At 56.3% G+C, this 17190-nt stretch carries 18 protein-coding genes, 1 tRNA gene and 1 pseudogene; 9 read left to right on the top strand and 11 right to left on the bottom strand.

Annotated features, from left to right (window positions below):
• Positions 1-94: 94 nt before the first annotated feature.
• The 4 genes from ACR0AA_RS22110 to ACR0AA_RS22095 form a co-directional block, all read right to left on the bottom strand.
• Complete coding sequence (locus tag ACR0AA_RS22110; protein ID WP_480757460.1) at positions 95-1768, bottom strand: sulfatase-like hydrolase/transferase; 1674 nt, start codon at positions 1766-1768, stop codon at positions 95-97.
• Positions 1769-1841: 73 nt separating this feature from the next.
• Positions 1842-2078, bottom strand: a complete 237-nt coding sequence (nqrM, locus tag ACR0AA_RS22105) for a (Na+)-NQR maturation NqrM (protein ID WP_480666007.1) — start codon at positions 2076-2078, stop codon at positions 1842-1844.
• 15 nt (positions 2079-2093) lie between these two features.
• Entirely contained in the window at positions 2094-3119 is a 1026-nt protein-coding gene (locus tag ACR0AA_RS22100; RefSeq protein ID WP_480666006.1) for an FAD:protein FMN transferase, read from the bottom strand.
• A gap of 67 nt (positions 3120-3186) precedes the next feature.
• Positions 3187-3372, bottom strand: coding sequence for a hypothetical protein (locus tag ACR0AA_RS22095; RefSeq protein ID WP_480666005.1), 186 nt, complete (start codon positions 3370-3372; stop codon positions 3187-3189).
• A gap of 121 nt (positions 3373-3493) precedes the next feature.
• Here ACR0AA_RS22095 and ACR0AA_RS22090 point away from each other — a divergent pair, with 121 nt between their 5' ends.
• From ACR0AA_RS22090 to ACR0AA_RS22075, 4 genes and pseudogenes are all read left to right on the top strand, one after another.
• Positions 3494-4018: a CBS domain-containing protein gene (locus ACR0AA_RS22090; RefSeq protein WP_480666004.1), complete on the top strand. Its 525-nt coding sequence runs from the start codon at positions 3494-3496 to the stop codon at positions 4016-4018.
• Between the two features lie 86 nt (positions 4019-4104).
• Positions 4105-4962 (top strand): annotated as a pseudogene (locus ACR0AA_RS22085) (NAD-dependent epimerase/dehydratase family protein); the annotation flags it as partial.
• A 156-nt stretch (positions 4963-5118) separates the two neighbouring features.
• On the top strand, positions 5119-5460 hold the full coding sequence (locus tag ACR0AA_RS22080; protein WP_480666003.1) for a hypothetical protein: 342 nt from the start codon (positions 5119-5121) through the stop codon (positions 5458-5460).
• Between the two features lie 50 nt (positions 5461-5510).
• On the top strand, positions 5511-5621 hold the full coding sequence (locus tag ACR0AA_RS22075) for a hypothetical protein (RefSeq protein ID WP_480666002.1): 111 nt from the start codon (positions 5511-5513) through the stop codon (positions 5619-5621).
• Between the two features lie 355 nt (positions 5622-5976).
• Here ACR0AA_RS22075 and nqrF read toward each other — a convergent pair whose 3' ends face one another.
• The 6 genes from nqrF to ACR0AA_RS22045 are packed head-to-tail and all read right to left on the bottom strand — an operon-like array spanning position 5977 to position 11837.
• Entirely contained in the window at positions 5977-7200 is a 1224-nt protein-coding gene (nqrF, locus tag ACR0AA_RS22070) for an NADH:ubiquinone reductase (Na(+)-transporting) subunit F (protein WP_480666001.1), read from the bottom strand.
• A 10-nt stretch (positions 7201-7210) separates the two neighbouring features.
• On the bottom strand, positions 7211-7819 hold the full coding sequence (nqrE, locus tag ACR0AA_RS22065; RefSeq protein WP_010441340.1) for an NADH:ubiquinone reductase (Na(+)-transporting) subunit E: 609 nt from the start codon (positions 7817-7819) through the stop codon (positions 7211-7213).
• The gene (locus ACR0AA_RS22060; protein WP_170614094.1) at positions 7819-8472 is read right to left on the bottom strand and encodes an NADH:ubiquinone reductase (Na(+)-transporting) subunit D; all 654 of its coding nucleotides are present in this window, start codon (positions 8470-8472) and stop codon (positions 7819-7821) included. Before ACR0AA_RS22060 ends, nqrE begins: the two co-directional genes overlap by 1 nt.
• Positions 8472-9287: a Na(+)-translocating NADH-quinone reductase subunit C gene (locus ACR0AA_RS22055; protein ID WP_480757453.1), complete on the bottom strand. Its 816-nt coding sequence runs from the start codon at positions 9285-9287 to the stop codon at positions 8472-8474. The genes ACR0AA_RS22060 and ACR0AA_RS22055 overlap by 1 nt, the downstream gene beginning before the upstream one ends.
• A complete protein-coding gene (locus ACR0AA_RS22050) occupies positions 9280-10488 on the bottom strand; it encodes an NADH:ubiquinone reductase (Na(+)-transporting) subunit B (protein ID WP_480757451.1) in 1209 nt (402 codons plus the stop codon). Before ACR0AA_RS22050 ends, ACR0AA_RS22055 begins: the two co-directional genes overlap by 8 nt.
• Positions 10489-10493: 5 nt before the next feature.
• Positions 10494-11837: a Na(+)-translocating NADH-quinone reductase subunit A gene (locus ACR0AA_RS22045; protein ID WP_480757502.1), complete on the bottom strand. Its 1344-nt coding sequence runs from the start codon at positions 11835-11837 to the stop codon at positions 10494-10496.
• 289 nt (positions 11838-12126) lie between these two features.
• Between ACR0AA_RS22045 and ACR0AA_RS22040 the strand changes: the two genes are divergently transcribed.
• The 5 genes from ACR0AA_RS22040 to ACR0AA_RS22020 all read left to right on the top strand — a co-directional run bounded on the left by ACR0AA_RS22040 (position 12127) and on the right by ACR0AA_RS22020 (position 14784).
• Entirely contained in the window at positions 12127-13242 is a 1116-nt protein-coding gene (locus ACR0AA_RS22040; protein ID WP_480665998.1) for a THUMP domain-containing class I SAM-dependent RNA methyltransferase, read from the top strand.
• Positions 13243-13341: 99 nt separating this feature from the next.
• A tRNA-Pro gene (locus tag ACR0AA_RS22035) sits at positions 13342-13418 on the top strand.
• Between the two features lie 29 nt (positions 13419-13447).
• On the top strand, positions 13448-13648 hold the full coding sequence (locus tag ACR0AA_RS22030) for a hypothetical protein (RefSeq protein WP_480665997.1): 201 nt from the start codon (positions 13448-13450) through the stop codon (positions 13646-13648).
• Positions 13641-14417 carry a helix-turn-helix domain-containing protein gene (locus ACR0AA_RS22025; protein WP_480665996.1) on the top strand — a complete coding sequence of 259 codons (777 nt, stop codon included), beginning with the start codon at positions 13641-13643 and terminating at the stop codon, positions 14415-14417. The genes ACR0AA_RS22030 and ACR0AA_RS22025 overlap by 8 nt, the downstream gene beginning before the upstream one ends.
• A complete protein-coding gene (locus ACR0AA_RS22020) occupies positions 14407-14784 on the top strand; it encodes a plasmid mobilization protein (RefSeq protein ID WP_480665995.1) in 378 nt (125 codons plus the stop codon). The genes ACR0AA_RS22025 and ACR0AA_RS22020 overlap by 11 nt, the downstream gene beginning before the upstream one ends.
• Positions 14785-15353: 569 nt before the next feature.
• Here ACR0AA_RS22020 and ACR0AA_RS22015 read toward each other — a convergent pair.
• Entirely contained in the window at positions 15354-16628 is a 1275-nt protein-coding gene (locus tag ACR0AA_RS22015) for an adenylate/guanylate cyclase domain-containing protein (protein ID WP_480757446.1), read from the bottom strand.
• Positions 16629-17190 lie beyond the last annotated feature (562 nt).

The raw sequence follows: 17190 nt of genomic DNA, 5'->3' as shown, positions 1-17190 counted from the left end.
CCGGATTTCTGCTCTTTCTCGGTCTTGTATCTTCTGACCTTTGGCAATTGAACCGTATTTTATGCGCTGGCGACCAGAATTAATGCCCGACGGCTCATTCCCTGTTTCTGATTTCCTGATATGGGCGCGCTTTGCGGCCGCGATACTTGATGGTCAGGTCCAACGGCGCATCGTTTTCGTCATAAACCCCGACCACAACTCCCCTGCCCCGGCTTTTGGTCCGCATCTCGATCAACTGCTGTTCCGATCGGGTTGTGCGCTGCGATTGGCGGCGTGTCCAGGCAAACAGATGTTCGTACATCTCGGCGATAACATCAGCATGGTCCGCTCTGTCTCCGAGATCGGTGAGTTCCTCTGGATCGTTTTGGAGATTAAAGAGGATTGGCCGGTGCCCGCCTTCACAATGGATCAGCTTCCATTTCTTGTTGGCCGCCATGAACATCACCGCATCCCTGACCGAGGCGTTCAGCATGTCTGCTATCGGTGAGGCCGAGTAGTCGTACTCGCAAATCACCACATCACGTGGCGTTTCCGCGTGCTGCCCTTGCAGGATCGGCAGCAGGGAATGCCCCTCAAGGATGTGGCCCGCGATCTCTCCGCCTGCCACATCCACAAACGTTGGGGCAAGGTCGATAGACTCGACCAGCGCATCGCTGACTGTACCGCGGGTCGCGTCAGCCTCGGGCGACGGGTCGTAGATGATTAATGGCACCTTGGTTGAGGCATCGTGGAAGAATGTTTTCTCTCCCATCCAGTGGTCGCCCAGAAAGTCGCCATGATCCGAGGTCAGCACGATCATCGTGTCCTCCATCCGGCCCGTCTTCTCCATCCAATCGAACAGGCGTCCCATTTGGTCGTCAGCCTGTTTGATCAGCCCCATATAGGCCGGGATCACCGCATTGCGCACGTCCTGGCGCGAGAATGTTTGGCCGATCTTCGTGTCCATGAACGCCCGCAAAACCGGATGGGCGTTCTGACGCTCGGCCTCGGACCGAACCACGGGCAACACATGCTCGGGGCCAAACATCGAAGCGTAGGGTTCCGGCACAATGTAAGGCCAATGCGGCTTGATAAAACTCAGGTGACAGCACCACGGGCCATCATGCATTTCCATGAATTCGATGCCCCGCGCCGTCAGATAGGGGGTTTCGCTGTCCTCTTCAGCGATATTCGCGGGCTCAGCCGAGTTTTTCAGAAACCAGCCAGACAGGACGTTGCCATCCGCATCCAGTCCAGAATTGGCAAAGTCGTGCCAGGGGTTGTCACTCTCGTACCCTTTAGCGGTCAGATACTTGTTGTATTCCTTCGCTCCATCCGGATCGTAATAGCCGTCCGGACCTTCGGGCAGCATTCCGTCGTCTCGTTCGAATACGTCAAACCCGCATTCTGCCACACGCGCCCCGATCAGGCTGTCGGGCTCCAGACCCAGCCGCGCCATCCCTTCAGCATCCGCGCGCATATGGTTTTTGCCGACCAGGAAGCAATCCATGCCGGCCTTGCGCAGATGATCACCCATGGTGATCTCGCCAACCTTCAGAGGAATGCCATTCCACGAGGCGCCGTGCGAGTGCACATAGCGCCCCGTATACGAGGACATGCGGGAACTGCCGCAGATCGGTGACTGGATATAGGCGCGGTTAAACCGCACGCCTTTCGCAGCCAACCGGTCAATGTTCGGGGTTTGTAGATGCGGGTGGCCGTAACAGCTCAGGTAATCCCAGCGCAGCTGGTCGAACATGATGAACAGGATGTTTTTGGCTTCGGCCAAGTCTGCGTCCTCCCCGAACTTCTTCGGGGATTACTTAGCCAGTTTCACCCTAAGAGCGAAGCGCAAACTGCCGTTAGGCCTGACGTTCCATCTGGTCCAGCATTTTCCTGGCGCGTTTGCATTGCAACTGATCGCGCAAGGGGCTGTTCGGGTCGACATCTTTCTTGCAGACCACGCATTTGTCCGCGCCCGAAATCGCGTTCAGGCCGCCGCAGCTGCCCTTGATCGTCTTACCCATCAGCATAACACCAAGAGACATGCCGACCACGATGATCAGCAGCAGAAAGAAAGCTATGATAAAGGTGCTCATTCCGGTCCCTACCCGTCAGTTGGTGCCCAAGGCGTCTTTGAACGCGGTACTGTGTACCGTGATATAGGCATCTTCGCCACCTGTCACATCCCGCGAGATAAAATACACGGCAAGTTTATTCTCTTCGGCCAGCTCCATGCCCTTTTCCTGACCCAGAGCCAACATTGCAGTCGCCCAGGCATCCGCCATCATCGCATTTTCCGCCAAAACAGTCACCGAAGTCGTATGATGCGTGACCGGGCGTCCCGTCGTTGGATCTATGATGTGCGAATAACGCACACCGTCCTGTTCGAAGAAGTTCTTGTAATCGCCCGAGGTCGCCATACCGAGGTTATCCAACTCGACGATCAGTTGAATGTTCTGGGCGCCTGCTTCCGGTTTCTCGATCCCGATCCGCCAGGACTCGCCCTTGTCATTCTGGCCCATAGTCACGAGATCGCCACCGATCTCGACCATGTAGTTTTCGATCCCGGCGTCGCGCAGGGCACCGGCTACCGCATCAATACCGTACCCTTTGGCAATTGCGGACAGATTGATACCCACCCCGGCATCCGACTTTGCCAGGGTACCGTTTTCGCTGTTCAACGTCAGCAAACGCGCCTGACCGACGCTGTCGAGTGCTGCCTGAATCTCGGCGTCCGATGGCACTGGATCTTCGGGTTTGCGAGGACCAAAGCCCCAAAGCTCGATCAGTGGGCCAAGGGTGACATCAAAGGTACCGCCCGTTTTTTCATGCACATCGTTTGCCGCAGCAATGACCAATGCGAATTCGTCCGAAACTTCGGTCGGTTCAGTACTGGTCGATGCGGAAAAAGTCGAAACCTCGGAATTCGGGTCCCAGTTGGACATCTTGGCGTTGACTTCGGCCAGGGTCTCTTCGACTGCCACGGCTAGTGCGTCCTCATCCACATCCGTGCCGATGGCCGTGACGTTGAAGGTGGTGCCCATGGTCTCACCCGACAGGCGCACCACTTCGGGTTCTTTGTCAAAGAGACAGCCGGAAACAAGTGTTGCGACAGCCAAAACAGGCAATAGGCGCATCGAGAGACCTCCTGAGGAAAACCGTGCCCGGCATATGCCAGCGGCCCCCCGCAGAGTCAAACCGGCATCAGAGCTTTAGCGGCAGGAACCCAAGCACCAGCAATCCAACGCCTGCAGGCACGCCAAACAACCAGGCCTTTTTCTGCCAGCCCGTGGCCTGCTGCTTCCACGCCATTCGAAAATTATGCCCACAGACAACGACCGCAAAGAAAATCAGCGCGGCAATGGGCGGTGTCAGGTATAGGTCAGACAACAGGCTGGATATCCTTGTTTTGTGGCAGTTTTCCCCTGTTGCGGCATTTGCACCCTATACAGACCGATTGGCTGCGCTAAGGTGTAGATAAAGCCATCTCAAAAATAAGAGGAGATTGCCAATGGCCCCAACCTCATATCAGCCCCCCACCCGTGGCGACAAGGCCGATACAACCACGCACAGTCAGTCGGTTGAATCGAACCTGTCGCACACCCAGACAACAGTGGCAAAACTGCTTGAGGGCAAAGGGGATGCTGTTTTTGCGGTGCGCCCAAATGACACGATCCACTCGGTCGTGAACACTCTCAAGGAAAAACGGATCGGCGCCGTTGTCGTGACCGATCAGAACGGTGCATTGCAGGGCATCCTGTCCGAGCGTGACATCGTAAGACGAATGGCAGATACGCCCGGTCAGACTCTGCCTCAGTCCGTTGAGGATCTGATGACGCGCGAGGTTAAGACATGCGCGCCGGACGATCTTTTGAATGATGTCCTGAAAACCATGACCGAAGGACGGTTCCGGCATATGCCAGTTCTAAGCGACGGCAACCTGCGCGGTATCATCACAATTGGAGACGTGGTTCATTACCGCTTGAAGGAGCTGGAATACGAAGCACTTCGCATGAAGCAAATGATCGTCGGCTGACCGGTCCGGCAGCATTTCCCCTTGACCTTGTGCGGCCGAAGGTACCCTTGCTGGTGCAATAAAGCAGGTCATAGGTCGAGGGCGGAATGAAGCGGGTTCTGGCTACTGACACAGCAGGGTTCATCGGCTTCCATCTGGCGAAGCTGCCTCGCCGAAGGATTTCGGGTTCTCGGCGACCTAGGACTTGCTGGAAAACGCTGAAAGACCGTTACAGGTTGCCGAGGACTTTCAGCCAGAAGTGATCGTCCACCTTTCAAGCCAAGCTGGTGTGCGATACAGCCTTGAAAATCCACGCAGCTATATCGCCCGAATATCGTCAGCACCTTCAATATCATGGACGTCGCGCGCCAACATGTAGTTCAGCGCCTGTTGATGACCTCCACGTCCTCGGTTTACAGCGCAATTGAATTGATGTCATTTGCCGAAGTTGAAAAAGCTGACACGCCGCCGACCAACTACGCCGCCACCAAGAAGTCGAACGAGGCCACGAGCCACTCCTACGCGCATCTTTGGAACCTGCCGACGACAACGATGTTTCGGTTCTTTACCGTTTACGGCACCTTGGAACGCTCTGACCTGGCGCTCCATAATTCTTGGATGCCATGCTGGATGATCGCCCGATCGATATCTGCGATCACGGCGATATGTACCGGGATTTTAACTGAGTGGATGACTTGGTGCGGGGGATCAGACTGCTGATTGAAGTCCCGCCCTTGGACGTTGACAGCCTTTCGACAACCCACCGTGGCGCGTGGTCAATATCGTATATGGCGAAAAAAAATCCGGCAAAGGGATTTCGTGATGCGATCAATGAAGCCGTCGGAAAGATAGCAATCCGAAACCACATGCAGATGCAGATGTGCGACGTCCCGGCGACCTGGGCCAACAACGATCTGCTGCAACACTTGACTGGGTATCCTCCCCGGACCGATTTAAAAGACGGGTTCGATATCAACCGAGGCGTTGCGCGCGGGTCGGGACAGTATTCAGGAAATCGTTCCGGAAGATCTGGCTGCAGCGACAGGCCTGACCTTTGCGACGAACCCCGCCGATTTGGCGGCATGTGATACCTTTATCTCCACCGTTCCAACGCCAGCACAGTGGGCAAACAACCGGATTTCTCCCCCTTACTAAGCGCGTCCGAAACCGTCGGGCACTTTCTGATAAAGGGCGATTTGGTGATCTACGAATCTACGGTCTACCCCGGCGCAACCGAAGAAGACCGCGTACCAGTACTCAAACGCGTTTCCGGGTTGGCGTTCAAAACGGACTTCATTGCGGGCTACCGCCCCGAACGGATCAATCCTTGGGACAAAACACACCGGTTTCCGGATATCTGTAAGGTGACTTCAGGCTCAACTCCGGAAGTTGCCGATCTGATAGACGCGCTTTACGCCCGGATCGTCGCCGTTGGCACGCGCAAAGCCGAAGTATCCGCGTAGCCAAAGCCGCGAAGGTCATCGAAAACACGCGACGCGATCTGAACATCGCATTGGTCAACGAATTGGCGATGATCTTTGGGCGTCTCGACATTGATACCAACGCCGTACTACGCGCAGCGGGACCGACATGGGATCGGCGCCGGTGCTGGTCATGGGACTGACTTTCAAGGAAAACTGGCTCGATCTGCATTACACTCGGGTCGTCGACATCATTAACGAGTTGTAGGACTATGGCATCGCGGTCGATACGTACGACCCTCACGTCGACACGGCCGAGGAGCACGCGGATACGGTATCTCACTTGTCGAAACGCCACCGGAGCGAAGCTATGACGGGATGGTTCTGGCCGCTGCACATAGGGAGTTTCTGGATGTCGATCCTGCAAAGATCCGTGCTTATGGGAAAGAAACCAGCATCATATTCGACGTGAAATCCGTTCTACCCGTTTAGGCCAGCGGCTTGCGTCTGTGACGCCAAAGTAAAAACCGGCGCTATGAGCGCCGGTTTCTTTGTCTCTTATCCGCCGAAATCGTCGAGCATGATGTCTTCGCGGTCCACGCCCAGATCCAGCAGCATGTTGATGACCGACTGGTTCATGATTGGCGGACCACACATATAGAACTCGCAGTCCTCGGGTGCCGGGTGGTTCTTGAGGTATTCCTCGAAAAGAACGTTATGGATAAAGCCGGTATAGCCTTTCCAATCGTCCTCAGGCTGTGCATCCGACAAGGCCACGTGCCATTCAAAGTTGTCGAACTCTTCGGCTAGCGAGTCGAAGTCTTCGACAAAGAACATCTCTTTCTTCGAACGCGCACCATACCAGAAGCTGATCTTGCGGTTGCGGTTCTCAAGACGCTTGAGCTGGTCGAAGATGTGACTGCGCATCGGCGCCATACCGGCACCGCCACCGATGAAGACCATCTCTTTTTCAGTTTCGCGGGCGAAAAATTCACCAAACGGACCCGAGATCGTGACCTTGTCACCCGGTTTCAGGTTGAAGATGTAGGACGACATCTGACCCGGCGGGATACCTTCGGATCCCGGAGGCGGCGATGCAACCCGGACGTTCAACATGATCATGCCTTTTTCGTCCGGGTAGTTCGCCATTGAATAGGCGCGCTCGATCGGCTCGTTCACAACCGACTCGTACTGCCAAAGATTGAAGCGATCCCAATCCTCGCGGTACTCTTCTTCCACATCGAAATCAGTGTACTTAAGCTGGTGCGCAGGAGCTTCGATCTGGATGTAGCCACCGGCGCGGAAATTCACATCCTCACCTTCAGGCAGGTCCAGCGTCAGCGCCTTGATGAAGGTCGCTACGTTCTCGTTCGAACGCACCGTGCATTCCCACTTTTTGACCCCGAAGACCTCTTCCGGGACTTCAATGTCCATGTCCTGCTTGACCGCAACCTGGCAGGACAGGCGATCGCCGCAGGCAGCTTCGCGCTTGGTGATGTGGCTTTCTTCGGTCGGCAGGATAGACCCACCGCCCGAATGCACACGCACGCGGCACTGCGCACAAGTACCACCGCCACCACAGGCCGACGGGACGAACAGCTTCTCAGCCGCCAGTGTTTGCAGAAGTTTTCCGCCCGCAGGAACGGAGATGGTTTTCTCACCGTTGATGGTGATGTTCACATCTCCGGTCGAAACCAGTTTCGAGCGCGCGGCCATAATGATGGCAACCAGCGCAATAACGATCAGGGTAAAAAGGACGACGCCCAGGCTAAAAGTTTCCATCGACGCCTCCTTACAGCTTCACGCCCGAGAAGGACATGAAGGCCATCGCCATCAGTCCCGCGGTGATGAAGGTGATGCCGAGACCCTGCAGACCATCCGGAATATCCGAGTACTTCAGCTTTTCGCGCACGCCCGCCATTGCAGTGATCGCCAGCGCCCAGCCAAAGCCCGAAGACAGACCATAGGTCGCTGCCTCAGCGAAGTTATAGTCACGCTCGACCATGAACAGCGAGCCGCCCAGAATGGCGCAATTCACAGTGATCAGCGGCAGGAAGATCCCCAGCGCGTTATAGAGCGGCGGGAAGTACTTATCCAATACCATCTCAAGGATCTGAACCATCGCGGCGATCACGCCGATGTAGGAAATCAGGCCAAGGAAAGTCAGGTCCACATCCGGGAAGCCGGCCCAGGCCAGCGCACCCGGCTTCAGCAGATAGCTGAGCAGCAGGTTGTTCGTCGGCACGGTGATCGCCTGCACAACCATCACCGAGATGCCCAGACCCAGCGCGGTTGAGATCTTCTTGGACACGGCGATGAAGGTACACATGCCGAGGAAGAAGCTGAGCGCGAGGTTTTCAACAAAGATGGCCTTTACGGCCAGAGAGATAAGCCCTTCCATCAGTGCGCCTCTACCTGCTGGATTTTGTATTCACGTTCTTCGACCTGGTTCGGCTTCCACGTGCGGAAGGCCCAGATGATCAGACCGATGATAAAGAACGCTGACGGTGGCAGCAGCAGCATGCCGTTGGGCACATACCAGCCACCATTGTTGACGGTCTCCAGAATGGTGACGCCAAACAGCGACCCATTGCCGAACAGCTCGCGGATGAAACCGACCAGCAGCAGGATCAGACCGTAGCCCATACCGTTACCCATACCGTCAATGAAGGACGCGACGGGCGGGTTCTTCATCGCAAACGCTTCGGCGCGGCCCATCACGATACAGTTGGTGATGATCAGACCGACGAAAACCGACAGGGTTTTTGAGATCTCGAACGCGTAGGCTTTTAGAACCTGATCCACCAGGATCACCAGCGACGCGATGATCACCATCTGCACGATGATCCGGATAGAGCCCGGGATCTGGTTGCGCAGGCAAGAGATGAAAAAGGATGAGAACGAGGTAACGAAGGTCACCGCCAGCGCCATCACGAAGGATACCTGCAGCGAAGAGGTCACCGCCAGTGCCGAACAGATACCCAGCACCTGCAGGGTGATCGGGTTATTGTCGACAAGCGGGTCGACCAGCATCTCTTTCTTGGTTTGAGACATCAGAACTCTCCTGCTTGCAGCTTGGCCAGGAACGGAGCGTAGCCCGCATCGCCCATCCAGAATTTCACCAGGTTATCGACACCAACTGAAGTCAGCGTGGCACCGGCCAGCGCGTCGACATAGAACTCAGGACCAGCGGCGGGTTGCGACTTGGAGACGGTGATCTGCAGATCGCCCGCATCGTCACGTAGTTTCTTGCCGTTCCACAACGCTTTCCAGCGTGGGTTGTCCACCTCGGCGCCAAGGCCCGGGGTCTCACCGTGCTGATAGAACTGCAGGCCGTAGATATCGTTGCCGTTGTTTTCCAGCGCGATAAAGCCATAGAGCGTTGACCACAATCCGTAACCGTGCAGCGGGAGGATGACTTTATCCAGGTCGCCGGCGTCGTCGCGCAGCAGATAGATCACACGGTATTTGGATTTGCGCCCAATACCCGCCGGATCATTGTCCAGAGCAACGCTCAACTCGGGATCACTCGCGGCAGCGATGTCGTCAAAGGTCGCCGGATCGAACTTATCATCGGCGAATTCGCCGGTAGCCAGTTCCAGAACGTGAGGTTCAAACGCTGCGAAAGCCTCGGATACATTGATGCCGGGTTCGTATACACCGGCGACCTGCAAAACGTTGACCTGCTTGTCCTTCAGCGCGTTTGCTTCCTGAACCGGGCGCAGGCTGACAGCGGCGGCTGAAACGACCATCGAAGCGACCAGGCAGACGGCGACGGCAACAAAGATCGTCTTGCCAACCGAGTCCGGCGAGGCCGCCAGGAACCGGGCAATCGCCCCCTTGGGTTCTTGGGGTTGCGTATCAGACATGGCGACGCGCCCTCCGTTTGATGTTTGCCTGAACGACGAAGTAGTCGATCAACGGTGCAAAGACGTTACCGAACAGAATTGCCAGCATCATGCCTTCGGGGAACGCGGGGTTCACCACACGGATCAATACAACCATGACACCGATCAGCGCACCGTAGATGTACCGACCCAGATTAGTGTGGCTAGCCGAAACAGGCTCGGTCACCATGAAGGCCAGACCAAAGGCGTAACCGCCCAGTACTACGTGCCAGTACCATGGCATCGCGAACATCGGGTTGGTGTCAGACCCGATCAGGTTCAGCAGCAACGTGAACGCGATTGTGCCCCCCAAACAGCCCACGATCAGGCGATAGTTGGCGATCTTGGTCATCAGCAGGAAGGCCAGACCAATCATACACGCCAATGTGGATGTCTCGCCAAAGCTGCCCTGAATGGTCCCGAAGAAGGCGTTCCACCAGGTGATACCGTCAGCCGCAAGCGCCTGGAAACCATCTGCCGCCGAAACGGCCAGCGCGGTTGCGCCCGAGAAACCGTCAACGGGCGTCCAAACCGCATCCCCGGACATCTGCGCCGGATAAGCGAAATACAGGAACGCACGTCCCACAAGCGCAGGGTTGAGGAAGTTTTTCCCTGTACCGCCAAACACTTCCTTGCCGATTACGACGCCAAAGATAATGCCCAAGGCCACCTGCCAGAGCGGCGTGGTCGCTGGCATGATCAACGTGTAAAGCATTGAAGTAACAAGGAAACCTTCGTTTACTTCGTGACCACGAACAGTGGCGAAGATAACCTCAAAAATACCGCCAGCCACAAGAGTGACAATATAGATCGGCAGGAAATAGAGCAGTCCATGCATCACGTTGGCAAACAGGCTGGACGGGTCCAGAGAAATGCCAAACATCTGCAACAGAGCGATCCGCCAGCCCGTGGCCGCGTCCGGACCCAGTGTAGCAAGGGCGGAGTTGGCCTGATAACCAGTGTTCCACATGCCCCACAGGATACAGGGGATCGTCGCGATCACGACGTAAGTCATGATCCGCTTCATATCCACATAAGACCGCGCATGGGGCGCGACTGAGGTTACGGTTTTCGGAGTGTAGATGAAGCTTTCGACCATCTCGTAGATGGGGAAATACTTCTCGTACTTGCCGCCCTTGGTAAAGTTCGGCTCGATCCGGTCAAAGAAGTTGCGCAAACCCATTCGGATCAGCCCTCCTTTTCAATCTTGGTCAGGCAGTCGCGCAGCGCCAGCCCGTATTCATATTTTGCAGGACAGGCAAAGCCCACCAGACCCAGATCCTCTTCATCCAGTTCCAGTGCACCCAGCGCTTGCGCGGAGTCCGTGTCCATCACCAACAGAGCCCGCAGCAGCTGTGTCGGAAGGTAGTCCTGCGGCATCAGCTCTTCGAAAGTGCCGGTTGGCACCATTGCACGACGTCCGCCATTCAGGTTGGACGTAAGGGCAAACAACTTCTTGGCAAAGGCCGAACCCAACACCGGCTGCACGGCATACTTTGATGGCATCGGAAGAATCCAACCCAGCGTATTCTGGTCGTGATCCTCGCGGATGATGCTGATCTGGCGTGCAAAACGGCCCAGATAGGCTTGCGGTCCCTCGGCATGGCGCCCCGACAGGATCGAGCCGGAAATCACGCGGGCCGTGCCGTCCACATTGATCTCGTCACGCGTCAGATCGTCGGTCGACGCACCCATAACCGTGCGGATCAGACGTGGCTGGCGCGCACCGGGGCCGGACAAGGCAACCACAACGCTCGGGTCAAGGTGGCCGGTCTGCATCAGACGGCCAATCGCGATGACATCCTGATAGCCGATCGTCCAGACCTGCTTCTCACCGGCCAGCGGTTCAAGGAAGTGAATGTGCGTTCCGGCCAGACCTGCAGGATGAGGTCCCGAGAATGCTGCGGCCTCAACACCCGGCACATCAGCGCCTGGAAGCGAGGCACCGTCTTTTTGACACAGGTAGGTCTTGCCTTCGGTCAATTTTGTAACAGCGCTCAACCCGGCAGCAAAGGCGTCGGCTGCATCCTTGACAATGACAGCAGCGTCAGCGGCCAAAGGCTCGCTGTCCATCGCGGTCACGAAGATTGCTGCAGGATTGGTGCCTGGCGCGGGCATCTTCGAATAAGGCCGCGTCCGGAAAGCAGTCCACAGTCCAGCTGCACAAAGCCGCGCGGTCACACCTTCGGCACTGTCGGCGTTACCCACCCCCGAGAAGTCCAGACCCGTGTCATTGGCGTCAGATACCTCGATAACGACACTCTGCAGAACCCGGCGTGCCCCGCGGTTGATGGCCACGACCTTGCCGCTGAGCGGGGCGACCATCATCGCCTCTGGTACGTCCTTGTGGCAAAACAGAGGTGTTCCCCGCTGAACCAGTTCACCTTCCTGAACCAGCATACGCGGTTTCAGGCCCAGGTAATCGGCCCCCAAAACCCCGACCGTGCTGAATTCAGGCCCCGGTTGGATTGTTTGTTCAGGTGCACCCTGCACCGGCAACTCCAACCCTTTTTTCAGTTTGAAAGTTTGCATGTCGCTACGGTCTTCCAAGCCTCTTTCCTGCAACACATCGTTACAGCCACTGCATAGTGGCACAAAACGATCTGTATGTGGGAGCCTGCGAGCAGAAAAAGGCGTATTCCGCCGCATTCCGTTCCAAGCTTCGTTTTGATCAGGGACCCTTTACGCGGGGACGGTCGCAAACGCAAACCCGTTACCGCCGAAATTACCGAGAAAATGTCACTTTCCTTTGAAGCCCGGCATTTTCGCCGATCAAAATTGCATGTCGCACCCATAACGCTTCCGGTGTAAGCACCGGAATATGGAACCAAACAACGATCTTGAAATCTTTCTGGTGGCCACGCCTGGCCTTGAAAGCCCATTGCATGCCGAGGCGGTCGAACAGGGATTCGCGGGCGCAAAAATAGTATCGGGAGGCGTGACCTGCCAGGGAAACTGGCAAGAGGTCTGGCGCGCTAATCTTTGCCTGCGCGGCGCGAACAAGGTTCTGGTACGCGTGGGCGGGTTTCCGGCAGTTCATTTGGCGCAACTGGACAAGAGGGCGCGAAAATTCCCTTGGGCCGACTTTTTGCACCCTGATGTTCCGATAAAAGTCGAAGCGACGAGCCGCAAATCCCGGATCTACCACGCCGGCGCCGCACGGCAACGCGTCGAGCGGGCGATCACCGAAACCCTCGGTGTGCCGATTTCTAGTGATGCCCGAGTGCGTGTTCTTCTGCGCATTGAAAAGGACTTATGCACGTTTTCCATCGACAGCTCAGGCGATCCTTTGCACAAGCGCGGCCACAAACCCGCAGTCGCCAAAGCCCCAATGCGCGAAACCATGGCAGCGATGTTTCTGCGGGAGTGCGGATTTGACGGGACGGAGCCGGTTTTGGATCCGATGTGTGGATCCGGCACCTTTGTCATCGAGGCGGCCGAGATCGCGTTGGGGCTGCGCCCTGGCCGCTCTCGCAACTTTGCCTTTGAGGATTTGGTCAGTTTCGACCCCGACCTTTGGTCTTCGATGCGCCAGCCACAGCCCGTTATCAAAGCGGACCTGGCTTTTTATGGCTCGGACCGCAATGCCGGAGCGATAGACGCTTCCACCAAAAACGCCGAACGCGCCGGAGTGGCTGAGGTCACCATGTTTCAGACACGTTCCGTTAGCGAAATCAAACCCCCATCGAAGGCTGCGGGTCTTGTCATCGTCAATCCCCCCTATGGAGCGCGGATCGGAGATGAAAAACGCTTGCGATCCGTGTACGGTAGCTTGGGTAAGGCTTTGCAAACCCGGTTCAAAGGCTGGCGTGTCGGCATTGTGACCAGCAATACGTCCCTGGCCCGTTCAACGCGCCTGCCGCTGCTGCAGCCGGGCCCCGTTGTGGATCATGGAGGTACAAAAATCCGACTGTACAAGACCGATGTTCTGACCTGACGCAATACCAAGGTACGAGCGGTCACGCGCTATTCAGGCTGGCCGCCAAAAATCCCTCTTGCACATCCAAATCGCCGGGTATAGATCACGCGCCACGGTCGGAGTGTAGCTCAGCCTGGTAGAGCACTGTCTTCGGGAGGCAGGGGTCGGAGGTTCGAATCCTCTCACTCCGACCAATAATTCCAGATACTTAGCCCATCTTGTCATGACCCTTGTTAAGGGTCGGTCCGGATTTGATCCGGATTATGCGGTTTTTGAGGCGGGTTTCGGTGAGTCCAGCCCCCTCAGAAACCGAAAGGCCGCTGACCGGGCTGGCACCCGCGTCAACGGCCAAATCGAAAAGTTTGCACTGAATGGATACCAAATCGCGGACATGATCGCAATCGCTGGAGGGGCCAATGTCTGAGGTTCTCGCTTTCTGCAAGATCAAGCTGCAATACCTTCTGGAAATGGTCACCGACCACGAGCTGGACGACAACGCCTTGCGCGTGGCGCTCTACCTAGCGCTTGCCCATGCCGATCACGAAACCGGGGAGAGCCGTCCGTCATTTGAGACCATTGGCGCGGCTATCGGCAAACACGCCAAGTCGGTCAAGCGAGCGCTGAACAAGGTCGAAGCGGCGGGTTACATGACCGTCGAACGCGGAACCAATAAGGGCAATTCCTCTCGCTACCGTCCGACCAAAGCGGCCATTCAACGAGCCACCGAACGCCGCCGGGAGGGGGACAAGGTTGTCCCGCTAAGCCGTGCCAATGGGGGACAATCCTGTCCGCAAAGCGGGACACACCTGTCCGGCAAAGGGGGACAGGATCGCCCCCCGAACAGAGAACAAGAACTTAGAAAAGAACAAGGGCGCGCGTCCGCGCCGGATTTGCCCGATGAAGGGCAATCGGGCGGAACACGTTTAGAACGTACCCCAGGCGGCCAGCGTCTGGCATTCGTGCCGAGGGGCATCTGCTTTGTCCGGGACTGGAACGAGAGGCTGGAGAGGGAAGGCATGACAACGCTGGAACGCAGCCTGCCCCTGTCACCGCATAAACATCACCTGGGCTTCTGGCTTTCGGCACGGACACCGGCCCCGATGAGTAGCGCTGAATGGCAGGACCAGCTCAAATCGCTGCGAGATTTGATCCGCGACACGTCGGCAACCGTGGAGCACCGCCATGCGGTCTGAGCAAACAGCAAGGCGACCCGCGTCATACGCTGGCGCGGATGACACGGGACCTTGCGTGGGGCGGCAAGCCTCCCCTTCGAACCCCACCGGCGCGGGCAAGACCCGCGCAAAAGAGCCGCTGACGGAGACCTTTGTCTTCCGATGCACGGCGGCAGAGAAGGCCGAGCTGCGCGCCAAGGCCGAGGCTGCTGGCCTACCCGCCGCGACTCTCTTGCGTGAGGCGCTTGGCCTCACCGAGGCGCGCCGCCGTAAGCCCGTGCCACGTGTCGATCCAGCGCTGGTGCTGGCCATTGGGCGCATCGGCGGCAACCTCAATCAGATCGCCCGCTGGCTAATTCGTCGTAGTAGCTGCCCTCGTTCGGCATGACGACGGGGTCGCGCGGGTGGTTTACCCGACCATCACTGCAGAGTCACTGTTTCACGACTCGATGCCGGCACTGAGACGCGCTGCCAGGGGCAATGGCCTCGTAACGGCCGCTCTTATTCGAGCTTTGGTGCGCATCGCCGAGGCAGCTCCAGAAGAAGATTTGCGGGTAGTTGTAGATGAACTATCTGCGGTCAGAGATGAGACCCGAGAAAGCGGTATGCTTGAGCGCGATATTGATTAGTTTTGCGGCCAAGTAGAAACCGCGATTGAAGGCTTATAGTCAACCGTCCTGGACCTTTGCAGTCCAGTTCGGCTGGGGGGGGGGGTGGTTTGTGAGTGGGCCATCCCCCAACTTATGGAAAAGTGCTTTTCGATTGGTCGTAGTTTCATTTCATCGAAAGGTAGTCACTGGGTGGTGAAACCAAACGGCTACTTTGTCCGCAAAGTAGACATTCACTGCAATCATGCGAATGACTGCATCGAGCCAAAGCAGAACGGATTCATTCCAGTAGCTGCGCCTCAAAACGCGCCAAAACGAATGATTGCCAAAAGCCTAATGCAATTGAGCGTTATGTGATGATTTCGTAAGAAAAGACCTCTAAGTCTTCCTCAAAACCCCGCAGAGAATGCCGACCCAATTTTTGCGGCTCTTCAGATACCAAGTTCACAAAATCGCCCGTTGCTAAAAGCCGCGCCTCCAGTTTTCGCGTCAGGCCCTCTAACCTGCTGGCTATAGCGACTGATGGGCCGGTTACCGTAAAATCCAAGCGCTTTTCAGTGCCAACATTCCCGTAGACAGCCGCCCCAGTGTGCAAACCAACCCCAAATTCAGCACGGTCTGATGGATCAAGTTCTTCATTCCTTTGGAACGCTTCACGCGCCGCGGAAAGGGCTGCTTCGCACATGTCTTCGGGTAGTCTTCGTTGACCATCAAAAGGAAAGATCGCAAGCAACCCATCGCCAACGAATTTAAGAACCTCTCCGCCGTGATCGTGTACCGCCCCACCGACACAATCGAAGAATTGGTTAACCGTCGCGACATATTTTTCCGATGACAAGCGCTGGCTCAAAGCCGTTGAGCCGCGCATATCGCTGAACAAGAGTGCACAGTCAATTATGCTGACATCTCCCCGGGCTATTTGACCGTTCAGTACGGATCGACCGGACAACTTGCCTAGATAGACCTCCATCAACTCAGCGGCCAAGAACTGCTCCGACAATACACGTGCTGCACCAAGCAAAGGTAACGATAGCCGCGACAGACCATCTACCTCACGGTCTGTGAAGCCAGAACGACGCTTTGTAGCAAAAGACACGGACGCGCCCAAAGCCCACTCCATCTCTCCGTCAAAGACAACGGTACGATTGCCGAATGGTGCGCTGCATACGACATAGTCGGTGACACCTGTTTCAGCGAGTTTTCGGAATAGCGGAAATTTGTCACGGGTCGCTTGGTCAGTCAGATTTGCTCGCATGAAAGGAAACTTGATTGCACCGTTCGCAAGTCCGTCCGCCAAGTCCCATACTTCCTTATTAAAGTGCTGTTTCGCAATCTCATTGGCCAATTTCGAATTCTCTCCGAAGGGTGCTTTGTCGAAGAGATCAGCCGTTACTGAGCTGCGTGGAAGAACGGTCCATTCAATACGATGGTTCGATGCATCCCAAGTTGCATCGATCAATCCAATTACAGGGTGCATCATCAGGCGACCCAAGGAAACACGCGTGACCGGCACGCCACCATCGATCAGCCTGTTACTTAACTGCTCGACTAGTCCACCAAGATCAGCATCAAAAAAGGCCAGCTTTTGCAGCCAATCTGCAATGCGGTCGAAAACATCCGCCATAACTTACACCTCCACCATCATCATCTTGTTACAGCCGAAGGCTCGTGTCATTCGGTTTGTCTGCGAACGCTCAATTCTCTAGCGATGGGTTTGAAAATTCTCGCGCGCGTCCGCTCGCGATATTGGCCAAAACCCGTCAATTTTTCGAGCTACGAAAAAGTGCCAGGCGCAACAGTCGATAGAGAAACGTGACTATTCAATTCTAAAGTAGTCTTTCCAAGGTCCTGTGCAGCGGTGCAACTAACGGCCGCTTTGTCCGCGAAGCAGACCTTCCCAACACTGCAACCTTTCAGCAGAAAACCTGAAAATGTGTTTGCGCCAAATTTGGATCGAAACAGGGGGTAGCCTGTGTCTGGATGGGTTCCTGGTCGCGGTTGTACAACCTGTACAACCAGCGGCTTCTAACATCACATTGAGCAAGTTGCACTACAACCTAGGGTCAGGACTGATCGCCAATAGATGACGAGAGCTGCGAGGGCGATTGCTAAGAGGAAGACCTTCGGGCACCTGTCGTACCGGGTTGCCACACGGCGCCAATCCTTGAGCCTGCCAAACATGATCT

The organism is Ruegeria sp. CE8, from assembly GCF_056537465.1.
The sequence above is the reverse complement of the archived record's forward strand: the minus strand, read 5'-3'. Positions and strand labels throughout refer to the sequence as shown.